Here is a 22,466-nt window from a genome sequence, read left to right on the forward strand (position 1 = left end):
AATTTAAAATGATTAAAAAATTCCTATTTTAGTGAAAGCAAAAACAAGGCTGTTTCTCAAAGCTGAAACTAATGACAATAACATTCACACAATATATTCTTACTAAAATACAACATTTAAAACGGGATTTCAGAAATTTATTTTTCTTCGGAGTTACCCTGTTCCTGCTGTTGCCTCCGGCCATTAACATTCAGGCTCAAACATCGGACACACTAACGATTATCCGAAACGACACCATCATACAATTTGTACAACCCAATACCCGGGAGACTCCCTTGCAAGGCAAAACCATAGAGGACATCCTGAAGAACTACTCCGACAGAAATATTTTCAGTCGAAAATTGCATGAGTGGCTGGTAAAAAGCAGCATTGAAGACACAAAATCAGAAAGAAACACTGACTATCAGGAAAACGCCGACTACCGTGGCAAATCAATTAACCACATCGATGTCAGACACATTGAACCCTTTGGCGGTTCGGTGGAAGACACGGTTTCGGTTGCCGACTCCTGGATTGCAAGGGTAGGTAACAAATTAAGGTTTGAAACCGCATCGGGAGTTATTTTAAAGACCATAACATTCAAAGAGGGACAAACCATATCGGGCACCGACATCACAGACAGTGAACGTCTGCTGCGTTCGTTTTCCTTCATCAACGATGTAAGAATTATTGTCTGGCCCAACCCTGGAAATCCGGAAACGGTAAACATAAGCATATACGTACAAGACAGATACCCGCATGCAATTTCACTGGGCCTGACCGATCAAAATCCATCCTTTACACTGATCAATAAAAACCTTTTCGGACGCGGTTTCTATTTATCGCATACATTGGTAACACCCACCATCGACCTATCAACCTGGGGATTCAGGGAAACCTTTGGAGCAGAGAACATCTTTGGAGAATATCTGGATTTTGAGATAGATTACGCTCATATCGAAAATCTGGAAATGGTAAGTGGAATTTTGAAAAAGGATTTTGTTCTCCCGGAAATTAAGTATGCGGGAGAAATATCCCTAAACAGGTCATTCATCAATCCTAAAATAAATGAATACCCTGCAATAGAATGGACTCCCCCGTTGGACTACCGTCGCAAAAACTTTTATATCGGTCGGTCGTTCCTGATGAACAATCCGGACTCACCGGTTCGTTCAAACATCTATATCCTTGGACGCCATCTGGACATAGAGTTATTTGATGCTCCACCTGCCTCTCCGCTCTTTTCAGGCGGAAAATTCTATTATGGTGGTCTGGCATTCTCACGCCGCGCTTACTACAAAAATAATTTGATTTATTCTTTTGGCCGAACTGAAGATGTTCCTCACGGAATGCTTGCAGGATTATCGTATGGATACCATGAAGCCACCGATGCAGCCCGCCATTTTCTGGCACTTCATTACAGCTCCGGACGTGCCCTGATACCTTCCAAAGGCTATCTTTACCTGAGTGGGGATATTGGTTCCTTTTTTCAAAAAGGAGACCCGGAACAAGGTTATCTTAAACTCTCGGGGGAATACATCACCCCCCTGATTAATGTCGGACAGAGCAAAATGAGAAGCTTTATGGAGATCCAGTATGTTACAGGCCTGCACCGAAAGCAAGGTGATTATTTATCCATCGACGAAAACGTCAAAGGATTACACCGGTTTGAATACCGAAACACCATCAGGGGATCGGAAAAAACAGTGTTAAAAACAGAACAAGTATTTTTCAGCCCGATGGAGCCCCTGGGATTCAAATTTGCTTTCTTCACATTTTTCGACATGGCTTTTCTCAGAGAAAACGATGACCAACCGCTGCTCAGCCACACACCCTATTTTAGTTTTGGCGCAGGATTAAGAATACGGAACGACAACCTGGTTTTCAACACCCTTCAAATAAGGCTCTCCATCATGCCAAGAGTTCCCGAAGGAGAACTACCATTCAGTTTCAGAACCAGTGGTGAATCTGTAAAAAACTTCAGAGATTTTGTCCCGGCACAACCGGGGAGTCCGGTTTTTTATTAAAACGAATGAAACGAGCATGGCAAAGGTTGCCTCAAAAGAATATGTATAAGTTATTGCATGCGAGTTCCATCCGACCTTGAAAAATTAATTTTATACGGATGAAACCCGGGGCATAATAACTCCGTATAAAATATTCCAACAGCACTTTCTGAAAAACTAAAACGCAATTCTTAATTAACACCACAAAAAATTATTTTGGACTAAAAGCGTTATTTATCTGAATTTTTAAATAACTTTGGGTAAAGACAATTGAGGGCCATAATCTTATCTAAGCTTTAATTCATGAAATCGAATAGAACAATAACATTTTTTCTGGCAGTTATTTTTTCGGTATTCTTCACCTCCGGAACCAATTCTCAGCCAACAGAAAAAATCTATGCCGACTGTTTTCTGGAGATTCAGAACGGGTTTGTTCATAACAGCCAACCCATGAAAGCACTTCTGACAGGATCGGAAGTTGCCGAATTCAGAACTACTTTATTCGAAGGGAACATATACCGGATTGCCACCTGTTCACCGACAGATAAAAAAATCTGGTTTTCGGTTTATGATACAAACAATAATATTTTGTTTTCCAGCACACATCAAAACTTCTCTTCTTCCTGGGACTTTAAAATGGAAGGAAATATGGAGTGCGTTATTGAAGCAGGGCTGATGCCGGGCAGCGGTGATTCGGGGCTGGCTCTTGTGCTCATAGGCTTCAAAAATGCTCAATAAATCAATTTTCGAAAGAGAGAATCTGAATAAATACCATGAGTGAAGGTATTTTAAAAGCATTAATGCAACTTTTTGCTTTAGTGGCAGCTCCGGAGCAGGATGCCACTTCGGGAAGAAAAGTTGTGCAAAATTATCTCTCCTTACAACTCAACCGGCAGCTCATCGAAGAGTACCTTCAGCTTTTCGATAATCACAGAAGTGCCTACCGCGAAAAAACAAAAGAAAAAAACCGGATCCCTAAGCTTTATGCTGCAAGTTCTGTCAAAGTTCTTCGAATTGCCACAGCAATCAACGAGGAACTTACTCACTACCAAAAAGTCATCGTTGTTATTCAGTTGCTGGAATTTCTCAATTCTGGCAAGCGAGCCATGTCTGAGATGGAGTATGAGTTTGCCGAAACGGTTGCCGAAACATTCAACATCGACCGGGATGAGTTTCTATCCATTCACCATTTCATTGGAATTTCTGAGAAAGAACCCGAAGAGAATCATCTGATTGTTGGTGGGGAGAAAAAAAGAGCACGCGAGGAAAAGTACATTTACCGGGAGTTTTTAAACACAGAGATTTTTGTTCTTTATGTAAGTTCCGTCTCGCTTTGTCTCCTCAAAACCAACGAAAGCACCGAACTGACCATAAACGGGCAGGTACTTCTTCCCCACCACATCCATTTTTTAAGACCCGGGGGATCAATACGTTACAAACATGGAACTCCGGTAACCTTTAGTGATATTGCCACGCATTTCAACTACAAAGCAAATGAGTCTCCCATCGTTTTTGATGTAAGAGACATCTCATTCAGCTTCGACACCAAAAGAAATGCAGGACTTCACCCACTTAGTTTTACCAGCCACTCAGGACAGCTGGTAGGCATTATGGGAGATTCGGGAGCCGGGAAAAGCACATTAATCAATGTGCTTACCGGGATTTATCTTCCATCATCGGGGGAGATTCTCATGAATGGGATTGATCTCCACCTTTTTCCAGAAAAAGTAAACGGACTGATTGGTTATGTGGCGCAGGACGACCTGCTGATTGAGGATTTATCGGTCTATCAGAACCTCTACTACAATGCCAGACTCTGTTTTGACCATCTCAGTGAAGAACAGATTACTGAAAAAGTAATTCAGCTGCTCAGGTCACTTGGGCTTTATGAAATCAGAAACATGAAGGTAGGCTCCCCGCTGAACAAAAAAATCAGTGGAGGGCAGCGAAAACGGCTGAATATTGCACTTGAACTGATTCGCGAACCCTCGGTACTTTTCCTGGATGAACCAACCTCCGGCTTATCATCAAGAGATTCGGAGAATATTATGGATCTGCTCAAGGATCTGGCAGTTAAAGGAAAACTGATTTTCGTTGTTATTCATCAGCCCTCTTCCGAAATATACAAGATGTTTAACCAGCTTCTTGTTTTGGACACCGGAGGATACCTGATCTACAACGGCGATCCCGTCGGAGCCATCAACTACTTTAAATCATGCATCAATCACGCCAACCGGGATGAGAGTGAATGTCCCGTCTGTGGAAATGTAAACCCCGAGCAAATACTAAGCATCATTAACTCGAGTGTGCTGGACGAATACGGAACGCCCACTCCGGCAAGAAAAACCTCACCTGTTGAATGGTTTCAGCTGTTTAAAAAGCAATTCCCTTCCAGCAGGGAGCGAAAAGAGAAAAGATTGCCTCTCCCTGAAATAAACTTCAGTATTCCGGGTAGAACAGGGCAGTTTGGTATCTTTTTTATGCGCGATTTAAAGTCCAAACTTGCCAATGCTCAATACATATTGATCAACGTTCTGGAGATGCCTGTTTTGGCACTCATCCTGGCAAGTTTACTCTATTACTTTCAACCCGAATCTTCTTCAGAACCCTCTTACCTGCTTTACAAAAACCCGAACATGATTACCTACCTCATCATTTCGGTAATCATCTCCATATTTGTGGGTTTAACTGTAAGCGCGGAAGAAATTATCAGTGATAAAAAAATTCTTAAACGGGAAGCCTTCCTGAATTTAAGCCGTTTGAGCTACTTATTCTCAAAAGTCTTTCTCCTGGCCATTTTATCGGCCATCCAAACGGCCATATTTACCTTTATCGGAAACAGCATTCTGGAAATACAAAATATGTTTTGGCCATTCTGGCTTGTGTTGTTTACCTCTGCCATTTTTGCCAATCTGTTGGGGTTAATCATATCGGACAGTCTTAAAAAAACCGTAAACATCTATATCCTGATCCCTTTCCTGATCATCCCCCAGCTTATTCTAAGCGGTGTTTTTGTATCCTATGACCGTTTAAATCCCCATTTCTCTTCGGTATCCGAAATCCCCTGGTACGGAGAAACGATTACCGCACGCTGGGCTTTTGAGGCAATGGCGGTTCATCAGTTTACCCACAACGACTATCAAAAAGAATTCTTTGTTTTCGACAAATTAAAAAGTAAGGCCAACTACTATAAAGATTACTGGGTTCCTGCTTTTAGAAATGAGCTGACACGCCTTAAAAATAGTGAAAAGGAAAAAAAAACACGCAACATCCTGGAGTTGCTGGAGAATGAAAGCAGAAAAGCGGCAGCAGAACTACCGGACGACAAAAACATTACCCCACCTGTTTACAAAAAGGCCGTTTCTATTGATAATTACCTAAATGAAGCAAAACAATTTACATCCGAGGTACAAAAATTCTACGTGGCCTTATACAACGAGGCAGACAGAAGACATGAGGAACAACGTCGAAACCTGATTGAGCAACATCCGGAAGAAGGCAATATATTCCTGACCACTTTAAAAAACCAACACCACAATGAAGGACTCGAGCGATTCGTAAGAGGGACAGACGATTTCTTTTCCAAACGAATCATCCGGCAAAACAATTCATTCATTCAGAAGTTTGATGCCATTTACCAGGATCCTGATTACCCCTTTGTCAAAGCGCACTTTCTGGCTCCATACAAAAACATCGGAAGCTACAAAATGCCAACCCTATGGGTAAACATACTGGTAATGTGGGGAATGAACATCCTGCTTTTCATTTTTCTGTACAGCCAGCTCCTGAAAAAATTTATATCAGGAAGCAAAAAAGCATTACCCCGAAAAAAACAATAGGTAATCCCCGCTTCGGAATTACCTATAATCAGCCCGAGCACCTCAGACTGTATAATTTCAATTAAAAAGAGCATCCATTTCCCGGATTTACTCTTCCATTTCAATCATTTTAAAAGGAAGATTAATGATGGACTGGTAGTCTTCACCTGCCTCAAACATATCTTCATCGTCTTCTTCGTAGTACCAGTTTACCTGAACTTTAAACCCCTTCTTAAACAACAATTCCAGTTTCTTGAAGATATCCAGAATGCACTTTGAAGAACTGGTATTGAAGTATTCCAATTGAATATTGATAATCGTATTGTCTTTGGGATCATCACCATACTCATCAATCCAATCAATCAGCGGTTTATAAAACTCTACTGAATTCTCGGGAATTGACCGGCCCTTGATCTCAACCACACCTTTCTCCCCGTCTAGCTTAACGTAGGGAGTTTTGGGTGTATCTTCACGGATAATTGTTTCCATAATGGCAATTATATCTTTATTAACTTATATACACGTCCAAAGAAAAGAAAATATGTTCTCCGTCGTAAGGATACAAAAAATATTCCAGTTTATTACCTGTTTTTCTTACAATATCAAGCATTCCCAATCCACCGCCTCCCTTCTCAGAGAGGGCTTCGTTGCCCAAAATATCACGATAAAGCATTCTAACTTCCTCATCTGAGAGAGAGTTCAATTGCTCTATGCGATCTTTAATAAAATTGACTTTGGATCTAAGGATAAAATTCCCGGTGGTTACTCTGAAAAATGAACCATCGTGAACCAGGCATACGATACCAAAATTAGGAGATCCACCGGCAGAAAGACCCGCGGGAGGGGCATCCACATGGTGATAAAGATTTTGCAAACACTCTACAAAAACATTGTAAACTTTTTTGCGGGTTTGCAGTCGTTCTTTTCTTAATAAAGGGCTGTCCTCTACAGCTTCAAGAGCATGGGTTATCATCTCCGGAGAAATACTTCCTGTATATTTAAAAATTACATCGCCCTGCAACTTGTGAGCGTACCATTCCTCAAGATTAAAACCCATTTTAATATCTTGCATTAGTTCTTTACAAAGATAAAAATTTATATACTTTTTTGAACTTAAAAGTTCCGAAGTTTAACGATTTCTGAACAAATTGAAACACAAATATTCTTTTTTTTGGTAAATAAAGCTCAGAATATGGCAAAAGAAACCATTTCCATGATAAATCAAATTCCATCTCCTCCAACAAATCCGGAATGACGGTACTTCTCCTGAATAATTTTACTCTCAGGCGGAACTGAAGTTGTGAGCCAGACATTACCCCCTATTACAGAGTTGGCCCCCACAGTAACCCGGCCAAGAATGGTTGCCTGGGCATAAATAATCACATTATCTTCCACGATGGGGTGACGATCAATGCCTTTTATAGGATTCCCATCTTCATCAAGAGGAAAACTCTTGGCTCCCAGTGTCACTCCCTGATATATTTTCACATGATTCCCAATAATACAGGTGGCTCCAATAACAACACCGGTACCGTGATCAATGGTAAAATGATGACCAATGCTGGCTCTGGGGTGAATATCAATGCCTGTTTCGGAATGTGCCATCTCAGATATAATACGGGGGATGAGCGGCACTTTTAGTTGCAACAGTTCATGAGCAATCCGGTAATTGGTGATTGCCCGAATGGCAGGATAACAAAAAATAACCTCTGCACTGCTTTGAGCAGCAGGATCCCCCACATACGCAGCCTCCACATCTGTAGCCAGCAAGTGACGAATCTGCGGTAATTTCTCAATAAAATCCAAGGTAATTTTTGCTGCCCTGTCCTTGCGTTGCAACAAATCTTCCCTGTTTGTATGGTGACAATCAAAGCACAGACCGGCATAAATCTGCTGACGAAGCAAATCGTAAAGCTTCTCCACGTTTACGCCGATATAATAACTGATACTGGCGGGTCGTGTTGGTGAATCGCCGTAATATCCCGGAAAAACAATCTCCCGAAGAAGATCAACAATTTCTCCCAGCACCCTGGAGGAGGGCATTGGTTGATCGGGATAGTGCCGGTGACAAACCGATTGGTACGATTCCTCCCGCGACAATTGTTCAATGGTTGCTTTCAGCCTTTTGGGATATTCCAGATAATTCATCAGTATAAAATTTGATTATAAAGGTCAGATGGAACTCACATGCAACAACTTATACACATTCTTTAGTAATCCCCCTACCTTTCTTGTTTTATTTTAGTCAACTCGTAGAGTTCGCAAAAACCAGATGTGTGATCACAAAACACGATTGAGCGAATGCACTGCGAAAAATCATAAGGTTTTTGGAGAATTAACGGTCAGTCCATTGGTCAAAAGTCCCCTCAGAGCACTATTGAGCCTTTTAGCTCCTGCTCCCTCAACCGCTGAAAAAGGAATTCCGTAGTATTCCAGTTCTTTAATATAGCACTCAAGCAAATAATCGCGGCTATCTGGGTTTTCACGGATTCCATCATCCTCCCAGGGCAAATCAGGCATGCACACAAGCGCAAAATCCGGTTTGTGCTTCCTTACAGCTTTGTTGAGCCATACAGGACAACACGCAAAAACCTCCTGAAACCACACCTTTGTAATAATCAAAAAGGTATCAAAAAATACAAATGATTCTGCCGCTACATTTTGCTTCAATTGCTGAAATTCAAGCAACTGGTGCCGGGCAATTTTCTCAACATCTTCAAAAGAATAAGAACCTCCCCTTATTTCGACATAATGCCTTGCATATTCTTCAACGGCATGCCCCTGAAAATGTTCAGCCAGCTTTTTCGTCAATACAGACTTTCCTGTCGATTCCGGTCCCGTAACAACAATGGCAATCATAGCTTCTGGCTTTTTCAGTTTCCCGGTTAAATCAACTGCATTCTCTGATGTTCATCATGATCGCGCACCATCATCTGCTGCTTCCATTCACGAAAACCAACAACTGCAACCAGGGTGTAAACAATATACAATACAACAGTTACAGTCAATCCTTTATAGATATACATACCCGTACTCACCAAATCCACAACGACCCAAATGAGCCAGTGTTCCAATTTCTTGCGGGCAAGCATCCAGGTGGCAACAATTCCACCTGTGGTGGTAAATGCATCCCAATAAGGCAAATCTGACGTTGGAATACCCAGTTGCTCAGGCAAGGTTAACAGAGCAATGATAACCACCCCATAAATCCCCGCTCCTGCAAGAAGTAACTTTAATGCCAGGGATCTGTTCACACATGAAACGGGCATTTTGGGCCTGCCACTCGCCTTTCGTCCTGATGTCCATGCAAACCATCCATAAACACTTATAATAAGATAGTAAACCTGAAGAGACATATCTGCATAAAGCCGTTCGTCCAGAAACAACACCAGGTATAAAAAGGAACTGACAAACCCTGTAACCCATAACCAAATATTCTCACGAACAGAGAGATAAAGATACAAAAAGGCAAAAAATGTTCCCAGCAATTCAATCCAGTGACCGGATATCCAATCAATTATCATTCTCAAGTACCTTTAAGTAGGCAGCCTGATCTTCTATAACCTTAAGTACGGTATCAAAAAAAGGCAAGGCCGGGTTCAAAGTTTGATAATATTCACTGGTGGTCCACAAATTACGGGCAATTAGCGCCTTAATCTGCAACTTAAGCCAGACCAACGAGGTCTCCAGCTGCTGTTCATCAGGCTCAATTCCGGCATCCTCTGCCCTTTGGACAAGCTGATTGATGAATACCTCCGGAACAGAAAAGCGCTCAATAAACTCTTCGAATGAACCAAAATCCTTCAACCACTCTTCACGATGTTCATCAAGTTTATCCATTACCAGTCGATTGACCGAACCGGATGCCACTAAATCCCGGTAATAGGGTGTGTAGTACGCAGTGTCCATAGGAATAAAAATATCAGGCATAATACCTCCTCCGCCAAACACTTTACGTTCAGACTTCAAAGTGCGATAAGTCAGGCTGTCTGGCATATCTATGCTGTCTGAATGCATCATCTCTCCATGCTGAAAACGCTCATATATTTCGGCATGGTACTCATCCACACCTTCCTCATAAGATTTTTGAATACTGCGTCCGGAAGGAGTATAATACTTAGCAATTGTCAACCTGATTTCGGCACCATCGGGCAACGAAAAGGGACGTTGAACCAATCCTTTACCAAAGCTCCGGCGTCCCATTATCACCCCACGATCCCAATCCTGAACAGCCCCTGCAACTATTTCGCTGGCAGATGCAGAACCTTCATCGATGAGCACCACCAGGTTACCCTTTTCCCAGAGTTGTCCCGAACGGGAATGGTATTCCGACCGGGGAATGGCCAGACCATCGGTATAAAGCAACAAACGCTCTCCGCCGATAAACTCATCGGCTATGTCCAGTGCGGCTTTAAGATACCCTCCACCATTTCCTCTCAGATCCAGAACCAAGTTGTCAATCCCCTTTTCTTTCAACTCCTTAAGTGCTTTGACAAACTCTCTATGGGTACTCTGGGCAAACCGCGATATCTTAATGTAACCGGTTTTCCCGGACATCTTGTAAGCGGCCTCCAGACTAAAAATAGGTATTTTATCCCGCTCGATAACAAAACTCAGAATCTGGCCATTCCTGGAAACCTCAACCTTTACTTCCGAACCTTTGGGGCCGCGAAGAAAATCAAAAACATCACTATTGGCCAGACCTATGCCTGCAACATTTTGTCCGTCTATCTCCACAATTCGGTCACCGGCCATTAGTCCCACTTTCTCAGAAGGCCCTCCGGGAATGGTAGCTACCACCATCAGGGTATCCTTCAAAATCATAAACTCAATGCCAATACCTTCAAAATTACCATCCAGAGGTTCATTCATAGCCTCCACCTCTTCGGCAGGAATATATACCGAATGCGGATCAAGCTTCTCCAACATGGCAACAATGGCTTCTTCTGCCATTTCATGAGTATCCACACTATCCACATAAAAAGTGGATATCAACTGCCAGGAAAGTCTCAATTTATCGAGTTCCGGATCATCCAACTGGGCATGGACCGGAAAAAACATCAGCAAAAATGCAGCAAGCAAGCAATAAAATCGCATAAAAAAATATTTTTATTCCCATTCAATGGTCGCAGGTGGTTTTGAACTGATATCGTAAACCACACGGTTAACTCCTTTGACACGGTTAATTATTTCATTGGAAATACGTCCCAGAAATTCATACGGAAGGTGTACCCAATCGGCCGTCATACCATCAGTGGAAGCAACTGCTCTCAAAGCAACCACACTTTCATAAGTTCTCTCATCACCCATTACGCCCACCGACTGAACGGGAAGCAACATGGCACCGGCCTGCCAAACCTGATCGTACAAATTATGTGAACGAAGCCCCTCTATAAAAATATGATCCACATCCTGAAGGAGCGCTACTTTTTCGGGAGTAATCTCTCCAAGAATACGGATGGACAGACCCGGTCCGGGGAATGGATGACGCCCCAGAATAGTGGGAGATATTTTCATTTCGTTACCCACTCTTCGTACCTCATCTTTAAAGAGCAATTTAAGGGGCTCAACAACTTTCAGGTTCATCTTTTCGGGCAATCCGCCTACATTGTGATGAGACTTAATGGTTGCCGAAGGACCGTTGACCGATACCGATTCAATCACGTCAGGGTAAATGGTTCCCTGAGCCAGCCATTTCACACCGGTAATTTTTTTAGCTTCAGCATCGAAAACCTCAATAAATACACGGCCAATAATTTTGCGTTTCTGTTCAGGTTCCGATACGCCATTCAATTGACCCAAAAAGAGATCTTTCGCATCAACTCCAATAACATTAAGCCCCATGTGCTTGTATGAATCAAGTACATTCTCGTACTCATACTTTCTTAAAAGACCATTGTCAACAAAGATACAGGTAAGATTTTTCCCAATGGCCTTATGAAGCAACATAGCCGCTACTGAGCTGTCAACTCCGCCCGACAATCCTAAAACAACCCTGTCATCTCCAAGTTGATCCTGCAAAGCCTGCACCGTCTCCTCCACAAAGGAGGCCGGAGTCCAGTCCTGCCTGCAACCACATACATCAACAACAAAGTTGCTCAATATCTGGAGACCCTGGGTGGTGTGATAAACTTCCGGGTGAAACTGGATGCCAAATGTCTTCTCATTTTCAACCTTATAGCCGGCCACCTCAACATCGCCGGTGCTTGCCACAATTTTAAAATTTCCAGGAAGCTTCATGATGGTATCTCCATGAGACATCCACACCTGAGAGCCTTTTTCAATTTCCCGAAACAACTCATTATCAGAATCGATAAATTTCAAATTGGCCCGACCATATTCCCGGGTATCGGAAGCTTCCACGAGTCCACCATAGTTTTGAGCCATAAACTGAGCTCCGTAGCAAACCCCCAATAAAGGTAATTGCCCCTTTATTTTACTCAAATCGGGTACAGGAGCATTCTGATCCCTCACACTGGAGGGACTTCCCGAAAGAATCACACCTTTTACAGTTACATCCAACTCCGGAAAGTTATTAAAGGGATGTATTTCACAATAGACATTGAGTTCACGGACACGTCGGGCAATCAACTGAGTATATTGAGAGCCAAAGTCCAGGATAAGAATTTTTTCCTGCATGAAGATTGAGTGTTATGGGATTAAAAAAAATCACGACAAATATAAGGAGAATGTCGGTATTTTCCGTTCTTTTTAAATCATACCTGCCTGATCGTTCCATATAAATCAAATAAAAGAACAAAGTCAAAACATACATCTACCTCAAATATCTGATTGTCCTCCACAGGAGGTGAAAGGAAACTTAAATTTGTTAAAAATCATTTATTACAAAAAAACAATATCACTATGAAAGAACGTTATCTGTTTAAAAGCATTTTGGTTGCCCTTCTGGCATTTGCGGCTTTTTTACCCGGAAGCGCACAGAATGCAGAAAATGCGCGAATAAAAATTGACGTGGAACGTACCATTGGTGAGGTAAACAAAAACATCTACGGCAATTTCGTGGAGCATTTGGGACGATGTGTTTACGGAGGTATTTACGACCCCGACAGTCCGCATGCTGATGAAAATGGTTTTCGCAAGGATGTGCTGGAAGCTGCCAAAGGCCTTAACATATCGTTACTGCGCTATCCCGGAGGTAACTTTGTATCAAACTATAACTGGAAAGACGGAGTAGGCCCTGACCGTCCCAAACGCCTGGAGCTGGCATGGCAACGTCTTGAAACCAACGAAGTAGGAACCAATGAATTTATGACATACGCAAAAATGCTGGGCACAGAGCCCTATTTTGCGGTTAATCTGGGAACCGGAACCATTAAAGAAGCCCAACAATGGGTGGAGTACACCAATGTTAAAGAAGGTCCTTACTATGCCGAACTAAGGAAGAAACACGGATATCCGGAGCCCCATAATATAAAATACTGGAGCCTGGGCAACGAAATGGACGGTTACTGGCAAATGGGGCATCTGAATGCCATTGATTACTCCAAAAAAGCACGTGAGGCAGGCAAACTTATGCGACTGACCTCTCCCGACATTAAGTTAATCGCAGCCGGATCATCCAACTACCGCCCCGACGCCAATCCGGATGAATGGAACAGGACCATACTTGAAGAGCTGAAAGATTACATTGATTATATTGCCTTACATATCTATGTCGGCAATCCGGATGACAACTATTACAATTTTATGTCCACCCCTCTGGTCATTGAAGAGCGTACAAAAATTGTCAAAGGAATGATCAATGAAGTCATGCAAAGAACACTACGCCGTGACCATACGGAAGATCCTATTTACATTGCATGGGATGAGTATAATGTATGGTACCGCGCCAGATCAGGCGCCAACATGGTGGGTGATCGTGCCCTGGAAGAACATTACAATCTGGAGGATGCTCTGGTAATTTCAGGTATGCTCAATGCTTTTATCAGAAATGCTGATGTTGTGAAAATGGCAAATATGGCACAATTGGTCAATGTTATCGGCCCCATCTTCACCAGCAAAGACGACATGTTTAAACAAACCATTTACTATCCGCTGGCATTGTTTGCCAACAATATGCACGGAACATCCCTGAATTTGTTTGTTGATTGTGAAACTTATGACACAGAAGAATTTTTTCTGGGTCTTGGAGAAACAACCACTAAGCAGACAGATGTACCCTACCTTGATGTATCGGCAACCTATAAGGATGATGAAGTAACCATTGCTGTTGTAAACCGTCACAAAGATAAAGCCATCACCACCGATCTGATTGCACAAACAGGTGAGTTTACAGGATCACTGGAAATCTTTGAAGTAAACGGCCCCGACATCAAAGCAAAGAATGATTTCGGTGAGACCAATGTAGCAACCAAAAAACTGGAAAGTGTTAAGGCTAAAGGAAAATCTGTTACTTATGCATTTCCGCCCCACTCCCTTACAATTATCAAAGGAAAGATAAAACTGTAATTGTCTCCTTCCATAATAAAAAACGGGAATCCGCATAGTTGCAGATTCCCGTTATATTATAAAAAGATCTTGGCGATCATTGCCTCAGGAGAACAATGAACCGCCAACCATGAGAAGGCGAAACGGTTCAACAAATCAATCAAATCTCAAAAGTGACCCCTTCGGTGGCAATTTCAGTATCCGGAAAAACCTCTCTGGCCTCAGAAAGTAAGGGAGACAAATCTTTGTATCGGGAGGAGAAATGGCCGATCAATAGTTTCTTCACTCCTGCCTGCAGCGCAACCTTTGCAGCCTGGCGGGCTGTACTGTGAAATGTTTTATATGCCAGTCCTTCCTGATCCGACATAAAAGTGGCCTCATGATAAAGCATATCCACCCCTTTAACAACTTCAACCACTGATGGCAGCGGTCTTGTGTCGGTACAAAAAGCATAAGACACTGATGGAGGAGCAGGCAGGGTCAACTTAGTATTTGGCACATGCCCCCCGCTGTCCGGGATAAAATCCTCTCCCTTTTTCAATTTGGGCAAAACACGCAACGGCACCTCGTAAAAGTCACACATCTGCTTATTTATCTTACGCTCTTTGGGCTTCTCCCTAAAAAGAAAACCAACTGTCGGAATCCGATGCTCCACAGGGAAAGTAGCGACTTCAAGTGCAGCATCCTCATAAATAAGTTCCTTCTCAAGAGGATTAATGTGATGAAAAACAACTTTGAACGGTAGTTCGCGACTGAAATAATCAATTACCGGACGAAGGACCATCTCCAAATCAGCCACTCCGTGAATATGCAAGTCATTGGTTCGTCCCAACAGCCCAAAAGAAGAAATCAAACCGGGCAATCCAAACACATGATCCCCATGCAAATGAGAAATAAACACATGGTCTATTTTCCCAAAATGTACTCTGTTTCGACGTAACTGCATCTGCGTACCCTCTCCACAATCAATCAAAAAAAACCGCCCCGATGCATTGAGCACCTGGGCGGTTGGATTTCGTTCGGATGTGGGAAGTGCTGAGTTACTGCCAAGAATGGTGACAGAAATTCCCATAAGCACAACTATTTTTTACCGATGGATTGTCTCATCATCTGAATACCTGCATCGGTATCCGGAGCAATGTTTAAGACTGTGTCCAGTTGTGACACTGCAATAAGCCTTTCAACGGCAGGCTGCAAGCCACAAATCACAAACGCACCATCAGCATTTTTACACAACCGGTTGGCGACTAATATGGAACTTAATCCTGATGAATCGCAATAATTACATTTACTTAAATCGAGCAAAATGTTTTTCTCACCGTTGCCGGATAGTAAAACAATTTCTGATTTAAGATTAGGTGCTACATTGGTGTCAAGTTTTTCTTTCAACACCTTCACCACCATGAAATCATCAATTTTATCAATTTTAAAGTCCATATATTATCGCCCCCTTAAAAATATGACTATTCTTCTTTTTTGTCTTTAGAACCACTCTCGTCTGCTTCCATTTGATTTTTCAAAGCAGCAAGTTCTGAAATGTCACCCAGTGTGGTTTTTTCCAGACTGTCCTTGAGTTTCTTCACTCCTTTTTTGGCTGTTTTGGCCTGAGTTTTCTTAGCAGTCTGCTCTTCTGAACGTTTTTCATCTTCAAAAACGCGTGAGTGAGACAAAATAATGCGCTTGGCACCTTTATTAAACTCAATCACTTTGAATTGCAATTTCTCATCTGCTTTGGCCTGACTTCCATCCTCTTTTACAAGGTGACGGGGAGTGGCAAAACCTTCAACACCGTAAGGTAAAGCAATAACTGCACCTTTGTCGAATACATCAACGATGGTTCCTTCATGAATTGAATCCACAGTAAAGATGGTTTCAAACACATCCCATGGGTTCTCTTCAAGTTGCTTATGACCAAGGCTCAGACGACGGTTTTCTTTGTCGATGTCAAGTACAACCACCTCGATGTCTTCACCAACAGTGGTAAATTCAGCCGGGTGCTTCACTTTCTTGGTCCATGACAGGTCTGAAATATGAATCAAACCATCAATACCTTCTTCGATTTCAACGAACACACCAAAGTTAGTAAAATTCCTGACTTTTGCTTTGTGTTTGCTTTCAACAGGATATTTCTCTTCGATGTTATCCCACGGATCTGGCTTGAGCTGTTTCATACCCAGTGACATCTTACGCTCTTCGCGATCCAGAGTAAGAATCTGAGCTTCCACCTCGTCGCCAACTTTCAGGAAGTCCTGAGCGCTGCGCAAGTGCTGTGACCATGACATCTCAGAAACGTGGATAAGACCTTCAACACCGGGAGCAATTTCAACAAATGCACCATAGTCGGCCATCACAACCACTTTTCCTTTCACTATATCACCAACTTTAAGCTCGGTATTCAGAGAATCCCAAGGGTGAGCAGTAAGCTGCTTAAGTCCGAGAGCGATACGTTTTTTCTCGTCATCAAAGTCGAGAATAACCACGTTCAGTTTCTGGTCAAGCTGAACAATTTCTTCGGGATGCGAAACACGTCCCCATGAAAGATCTGTAATGTGAATAAGTCCGTCAACACCACCCAGGTCGATAAATACACCATAAGAAGTAATGTTTTTGACAGTACCTTCCAGTACCTGACCTTTCTCCAGTTTGGAGATAATTTCTTTTTTCTGCTGTTCCAGCTCAGCCTCAATAAGCGCTTTGTGTGAAACAACAACGTTTTTGAATTCAGGGTTAATTTTAACCACTTTGAATTCCATGGTTTTACCCACGTACATATCGTAGTCACGAATAGGTTTCACATCAATTTGTGAACCCGGAAGGAAAGCCTCAATGCCGAATACGTCCACAATCATACCGCCTTTGGTACGACATTTAATGTATCCCTTGATAACCTCATCTTTTTCGAGGGCTTCGTTAACACGATCCCAGGAACGAAGAGCACGAGCCTTTTTGTGTGAAAGAACCAGCTGACCTTTTTTGTCTTCCTGACTTTCCACATAAACCTCAACCTGGTCTCCTACCTTAAGGTCGGGATTGTAACGAAACTCGTTGCGACTAACAATACCATCAGATTTGAAACCAATGTTGATAACAACCTCGCGCTTATTCATCGCGATAACGGTTCCTTCAATAACTTCTTTTTCGGTAATGGTTGACAAAGTTTTGTCATAAAGCTTTTCCAGTTCTTCTTTTTCAGAACCTTTGGCTTCTTCAACCAAATCACCGTTTTCGTACTTGTCCCAGTCAAAGTCAGCATCCGCTGTTTCAACAGTTTCAACCTGAGGCTTCTTGTCCTCAACTTTTTCGTTTACTTCAGGAGTAGCATTGGTCTGCTCCTGCAAGTTTTCATTTTCTAATTCTGCCATTAATTAAACCTCGCAAAATCTATTAGTTAGACATTATATTGATAAAAATCGGTGCAAAAATAGGAACTTTTCCAACAAAACAAGAACAATCACTCAATTTTATTTGCTAACTAACTTGAAAATAGTCCACTATTCCCAACTGTTATATTGTTTAAAGCTGTCACAGAAAAGGATCAAAACCCTTGACAATTGTGCTAAATCAATTCATCCGTATAGAATTTACTTATTATAGTCGAATGAAACCCGCAATCCTTTTATACATACTCTTTCCCCGATGAACCGAGGCAGGTAGTAGCTGGTTTCTTTGTAAACAAAGCGGCAAAGCCGAAAAAACAAGCAAAGTTCTATGCTCTTTTTATCTGTAATTTAAAGGATTCCGGGCACAATGTCAAGAATCACGACTTACGTCAAATAGTCATGCAATAATTCGGACATTTTTGTATATTTCATCCGTATAAAATTTATTTTTCAAGGTCGGATGGAACTCGCATGTAGGAATTTATACATATTCTCTTGTGGCAATCGTTGCCATGTTCGTTTCATCAGAATATATATATAAATTAAGTTATTGGTCTGATGGAACTCGCATGGTTGATTGTTTACATTCTCTTTTGAGGCTATCGTTGCCATGCTCGTTTCATTCGTTTATAATTTATAAGTGTTTGTATATAAAATCCAACCTATGCGTTGTTGCTCAAAATCTAGATCCTCATCCCGATTGTGCTTTTTGTTGGTTTTTTGTTTAAAAACCTTACAAAAGCTACTTCGGGACTGCGGTATAGATTTTTCACATGCCTTGAATTTGAACTTTCTAGTTCAAACACATGAAAAACGCTTGGTTTATAGACAGACTCATTTATAATAAGTTGTAAGTTGAAAATCGACGAAGTCAAAAAACCAGGTTATAATTTACATTTCAGGCCCGGTGCTTTAATTTTGGCAGCTCCCGGCTGATATGAGAAAACAGGGTTTCATGCGGTTTCACCGAAATATTTTTTCTATTTTTGAAAACTGAAGCAATAAATTAAAAACCAATTATGAAGATATCTATTGTAGGAACAGGCTACGTAGGCCTGGTTACCGGAACTTGTTTTGCCGACACAGGCGTGAATGTAACCTGTGTGGATATTGATGAGAAAAAAATCAACAACCTGAAAAAAGGTATTGTTCCAATCTATGAGCCCGGACTGGAAACCATGATCAAAAATAATGTTGAAAAAGGCAGATTGCATTTTTCAACCAATCTGAAAGAAAGTCTGGATCAGGCAGAGGTTATCTTTATTGCAGTGGGAACACCTCCGGGAGAAGATGGAAGTGCCGATTTAAGTTATGTTTTAGCTGTTGCCTCAGAAATTGGAAGGCACATGACGCAAAGCATTGTTGTAGTAACCAAAAGCACTGTTCCCATTGGTACTTCGAAAAAAGTAAGAGCTGCTGTAAAAGCGGAACTGGATAAACGCAACGCTGACATTCCTTTTTATGTGGCCTCCAACCCCGAATTCCTGAAAGAAGGAAATGCCATCGACGACTTTCTGAAGCCCGACCGCATTGTCGTAGGAACCGATTCGGAAGATGCCGAAAAAGTTATACGCAGACTCTACAAGCCATTTCTGCTCAACAATCATCCTATCCTTTTCATGGATATTCCCTCGGCAGAGCTCACCAAATATGCTGCCAACTCCATGCTGGCCACAAAGATCAGTTTCATGAACGACATTGCCAATTTGTGCGAGTTGGTGGGTGCTGATGTAAATATGGTACGCAAAGGAATCGGAAGCGACAGCCGTATCGGAAACAAATTTATTTACCCGGGCATTGGTTACGGAGGAAGCTGTTTCCCCAAAGATGTAAAAGCAATTATCCGTACCGCCAATTCCTACAATTATCCTTTACGATTGCTGGAAGCCGTTGAAAACGTCAACGAAGACCAGAAAAAAATAATGGCAGCCAAAGTAAAAAACTACTTCAACAACGATATAAAAGGGAAGACAATCGCACTTTGGGGGCTGAGTTTTAAACCCAACACCGACGACATGAGGGAAGCTCCTTCAAAGGTCATCATAAAAGAGTTGGTGGAGGCAGGTGCTAAAATAAAGGCCTATGATCCCGTGGCTATGGATGAGGCAAAAAAAGAGGTTGAGGATTCAATTACTTACGGACAGGATCCTTATGATGTATTGATTGATGCCGACGCCCTTCTGCTGCTTACCGAATGGCCTGAATTCAGAATACCCAATTATAAAGTAATGTCAAAACTGATGAATCACAAGGTGGTTTTCGACGGTCGGAATATCTACGACATGAATGAAATGAATGAAAACGGATTTGATTATTTTGGCATTGGCCGATCTCAAAAGGAGGTTAAATAGATATCTATGAAACGAATTCTTGTAACCGGAGGTGCCGGTTTCATCGGGTCGCATTTGTGCGACAAACTCATTGAACAGGGGCATGATGTCATTTGTCTGGATAACTTTTTCACAGGGGCCAAACAAAACATCCACCACCTGATGGATAATCACTACTTCGAAATGGTGCGTCACGACGTGACGCACCCTTATTTTGTTGAAGTGGACGAAATTTACAATCTGGCTTGTCCGGCTTCTCCCATCCACTATCAGTACAACCCCATCAAAACCATTAAAACATCGGTAATGGGGGCCATCAATATGCTTGGATTGGCCAAAAGGATTAAAGCCAGAGTTTTGCAGGCCTCCACAAGCGAGGTATATGGAGATCCGCTCATTCATCCGCAAACCGAAGATTATTGGGGAAATGTAAACCCGATCGGGATTCGTTCATGCTACGATGAAGGGAAACGATGTGCGGAAAGTCTTTTTCTCAACTACCACAGACAAAACGGAGTTGACATCAAGATTATCCGCATATTTAACACCTACGGCCCAAGGATGAACCCCAATGATGGCCGTGTAGTATCCAATTTCATCGTTCAGGCCCTCAAAGGGGATGACATCACTATTTTTGGAGATGGCAGTCAGACCCGCAGCTTTCAATATGTGGACGACCTCATCGATGGGATGCAACGCATGATGGAATCAAGAAATGGTTTTCACGGGCCCGTAAACATCGGAAACCCCAATGAGTTTTCGATGCTTGAACTGGCTAAAGAAATCCTGGATCTGACAGGTTCTAAATCCAAAATTATTCATAAGCCACTGCCTGAAGATGATCCGACACAGAGAAAGCCGGACATCTCTCTGGCTCAAAAGGAACTCAACAACTGGGAACCAAGAATTCAGCTTAGAAAAGGACTTTCAAAAACCATTGAATATTTTGATGATTTATTAAGTATATCCAATTCATGAAGTATATCCAATTCATAAATTGGATATACGACTAAAAAAGAACCACACCATGTCGAATTACAAAGGAATCATTCTGGCAGGAGGTTCAGGAACCAGATTGTATCCGGCCACCCAAAGTATTTCTAAACAAATCATTCCGGTTTACGATAAACCCATGATTTATTACCCCTTGTCGGTTTTAATGCTTGCCGGCATACGGGAAATACTGATTATCTCAACCCCTCACGACCTGCCGTTGTACAAGCGATTATTTGCCGATGGCAGCCAGTGGGGATTAAAAATTGAATATGCCGAACAACCATCCCCTGACGGACTTGCACAGGCATTCATCATTGGAGAAGAATTTATCGGAGATTCTCCCGTCAGTCTGATTTTGGGCGACAATATTTTCTACGGATATGAATTCAGCCGGATTCTGAACGAAGTATCTCCCGGGGAAGACAATGCCTTTATTTTCGGATATTACGTTAATGACCCGGAACGATACGGAGTCGCTGAATTTGACGACCATGGTAAAGTGCTCAGTATTGAGGAGAAGCCCAATCAGCCCAAATCAAATTATGCAGTTACGGGGCTTTATTTTTATCCTCCTGATGTGGTTAAAAAAGCTAAAAACCTAAAGCCAAGCGCCAGAGGAGAATTGGAAATTACCGATCTGAATAAGCTTTACCTGAAAGAAAACAGGCTCAAAACAAAACTTTTGGGACGCGGCATGGCATGGCTCGACACCGGAACACACGACAGCTTACTGCAAGCCTCAAATTTTATAGCCACCATTGAAAACCGGCAGGGGTTAAAAGTTGCCTGTATCGAAGAGATTGCCTATAAAAGGGAGTACATTACCCGCGAGCAACTGTTAAAGCTGGCGGAACCACTAAAAAAGAATGAATACGGACAATACCTGATTAAAATTGCTGATCAGAACCTGAAAACCATTCAAAAACAATTATAATAAAGTATATGCAGATATTGCAAACAAAAATTCCCGGCTTGCTAATCATTGAACCCAACGTTTTCGAAGATCAGAGGGGTTATTTTTTTGAGTCGTACAATCAGGAAAGATATACAGAAGCAGGATTGGACACCCGATTTGTACAGGACAACATTTCCTCATCGGTACGTGGTGTAATCAGGGGTCTCCATTATCAACTTGCACCCTACTCACAGGCAAAACTCATCCAGGTACTTAAAGGAACAGTCCTTGATGTAGCGGTGGACCTGCGACAGGGCTCGCCCACTTTCGGTGAACATTATGCCATCGAACTATCTGAAAAAAACCGGCGTCAGTTTTTTATTCCCTCCGGTTTTGCACACGGGTTCTCCGTATTGAGCGAGGAGGTGCTGTTTCACTACAAGTGTGATCGTTTTTACAACCGGGAAGCCGAAAGAGGCATCAACTTCAACGATAGCGAGCTAAATATCGACTGGCAAATACCGGAAGAAGAAGCCATCGTATCGGGAAAAGATCAGGCACTCCCTTCATTTAAGGAAGCCGAACGCAACTTTATATTCAGACACTAAAAGATT

18 protein-coding genes are annotated in these 22,466 nt (G+C 42.2%); 8 read left to right on the forward strand and 10 right to left on the reverse strand.

Features of this window, described 5'->3' with window-relative positions; genetic code table 11:
- Positions 1-71: 71 nt before the first annotated feature.
- The 3 genes from BY457_RS15265 (at position 72) to BY457_RS15275 (ending at position 5,824) form a co-directional block, all read left to right on the forward strand.
- Entirely contained in the window at positions 72-2,006 is a 1,935-nt protein-coding gene (locus BY457_RS15265; protein WP_106154197.1) for a hypothetical protein, read from the forward strand.
- 282 nt (positions 2,007-2,288) lie between these two features.
- Positions 2,289-2,723, forward strand: coding sequence for a hypothetical protein (locus tag BY457_RS15270; RefSeq protein WP_106154198.1), 435 nt, complete (start codon positions 2,289-2,291; stop codon positions 2,721-2,723).
- Between the two features lie 35 nt (positions 2,724-2,758).
- Entirely contained in the window at positions 2,759-5,824 is a 3,066-nt protein-coding gene (locus BY457_RS15275; protein ID WP_106154199.1) for an ATP-binding cassette domain-containing protein, read from the forward strand.
- An 87-nt stretch (positions 5,825-5,911) separates the two neighbouring features.
- Here the strand turns inward: BY457_RS15275 and BY457_RS15280 are convergent, their stop codons facing one another.
- From BY457_RS15280 to guaA, 7 genes are all read right to left on the reverse strand, one after another.
- Positions 5,912-6,292: a DUF1987 domain-containing protein gene (locus tag BY457_RS15280; protein WP_010665017.1), complete on the reverse strand. Its 381-nt coding sequence runs from the start codon at positions 6,290-6,292 to the stop codon at positions 5,912-5,914.
- Positions 6,293-6,311: 19 nt separating this feature from the next.
- Positions 6,312-6,875 carry a SiaB family protein kinase gene (locus tag BY457_RS15285; RefSeq protein WP_106154200.1) on the reverse strand — a complete coding sequence of 188 codons (564 nt, stop codon included), beginning with the start codon at positions 6,873-6,875 and terminating at the stop codon, positions 6,312-6,314.
- A 149-nt stretch (positions 6,876-7,024) separates the two neighbouring features.
- Positions 7,025-7,951, reverse strand: a complete 927-nt coding sequence (epsC, locus tag BY457_RS15290; RefSeq protein WP_106154201.1) for a serine O-acetyltransferase EpsC — start codon at positions 7,949-7,951, stop codon at positions 7,025-7,027.
- A gap of 168 nt (positions 7,952-8,119) precedes the next feature.
- On the reverse strand, positions 8,120-8,662 hold the full coding sequence (locus tag BY457_RS15295) for an AAA family ATPase (protein ID WP_106154202.1): 543 nt from the start codon (positions 8,660-8,662) through the stop codon (positions 8,120-8,122).
- 26 nt (positions 8,663-8,688) lie between these two features.
- Complete coding sequence (pnuC, locus tag BY457_RS15300; protein WP_106154203.1) at positions 8,689-9,327, reverse strand: nicotinamide riboside transporter PnuC; 639 nt, start codon at positions 9,325-9,327, stop codon at positions 8,689-8,691.
- Positions 9,317-10,900, reverse strand: a complete 1,584-nt coding sequence (locus BY457_RS15305; protein WP_106154204.1) for a S41 family peptidase — start codon at positions 10,898-10,900, stop codon at positions 9,317-9,319. Before BY457_RS15305 ends, pnuC begins: the two co-directional genes overlap by 11 nt.
- A gap of 12 nt (positions 10,901-10,912) precedes the next feature.
- Positions 10,913-12,442, reverse strand: coding sequence for a glutamine-hydrolyzing GMP synthase (guaA, locus tag BY457_RS15310; protein WP_106154205.1), 1,530 nt, complete (start codon positions 12,440-12,442; stop codon positions 10,913-10,915).
- Between the two features lie 225 nt (positions 12,443-12,667).
- Between guaA and BY457_RS15315 the strand changes: the two genes are divergently transcribed.
- On the forward strand, positions 12,668-14,272 hold the full coding sequence (locus BY457_RS15315; RefSeq protein ID WP_106154206.1) for an alpha-N-arabinofuranosidase: 1,605 nt from the start codon (positions 12,668-12,670) through the stop codon (positions 14,270-14,272).
- Between the two features lie 139 nt (positions 14,273-14,411).
- Here the strand turns inward: BY457_RS15315 and BY457_RS15320 are convergent, their stop codons facing one another.
- The 3 genes from BY457_RS15320 to rpsA are packed head-to-tail and all read right to left on the reverse strand — an operon-like array spanning position 14,412 to position 17,613.
- Complete coding sequence (locus tag BY457_RS15320) at positions 14,412-15,323, reverse strand: ribonuclease Z (protein ID WP_106154207.1); 912 nt, start codon at positions 15,321-15,323, stop codon at positions 14,412-14,414.
- Positions 15,324-15,331: 8 nt separating this feature from the next.
- Positions 15,332-15,688, reverse strand: coding sequence for an STAS domain-containing protein (locus BY457_RS15325; RefSeq protein ID WP_106154208.1), 357 nt, complete (start codon positions 15,686-15,688; stop codon positions 15,332-15,334).
- Positions 15,689-15,714: 26 nt separating this feature from the next.
- Positions 15,715-17,613, reverse strand: a complete 1,899-nt coding sequence (rpsA, locus tag BY457_RS15330) for a 30S ribosomal protein S1 (RefSeq protein ID WP_106154209.1) — start codon at positions 17,611-17,613, stop codon at positions 15,715-15,717.
- Positions 17,614-18,650: 1,037 nt separating this feature from the next.
- On the opposite strand from rpsA, the gene BY457_RS15335 reads away from it, so the two are divergent.
- From BY457_RS15335 to rfbC, 4 genes are read left to right on the forward strand one after another with little or no spacing between them, the layout of a single operon-like run.
- On the forward strand, positions 18,651-19,982 hold the full coding sequence (locus BY457_RS15335) for a UDP-glucose dehydrogenase family protein (RefSeq protein WP_106154210.1): 1,332 nt from the start codon (positions 18,651-18,653) through the stop codon (positions 19,980-19,982).
- A gap of 6 nt (positions 19,983-19,988) precedes the next feature.
- A complete protein-coding gene (locus BY457_RS15340; RefSeq protein ID WP_106154211.1) occupies positions 19,989-20,939 on the forward strand; it encodes a UDP-glucuronic acid decarboxylase family protein in 951 nt (316 codons plus the stop codon).
- Between the two features lie 49 nt (positions 20,940-20,988).
- Positions 20,989-21,891: a glucose-1-phosphate thymidylyltransferase RfbA gene (gene rfbA / locus BY457_RS15345; RefSeq protein WP_106154212.1), complete on the forward strand. Its 903-nt coding sequence runs from the start codon at positions 20,989-20,991 to the stop codon at positions 21,889-21,891.
- An 8-nt stretch (positions 21,892-21,899) separates the two neighbouring features.
- The gene (rfbC, locus tag BY457_RS15350; RefSeq protein ID WP_106154213.1) at positions 21,900-22,460 is read left to right on the forward strand and encodes a dTDP-4-dehydrorhamnose 3,5-epimerase; all 561 of its coding nucleotides are present in this window, start codon (positions 21,900-21,902) and stop codon (positions 22,458-22,460) included.
- Positions 22,461-22,466 lie beyond the last annotated feature (6 nt).

This window comes from Marinilabilia salmonicolor (genome assembly GCF_003003035.1).
In the GTDB taxonomy this organism is placed as follows: domain Bacteria; phylum Bacteroidota; class Bacteroidia; order Bacteroidales; family Marinilabiliaceae; genus Marinilabilia; species Marinilabilia salmonicolor_A.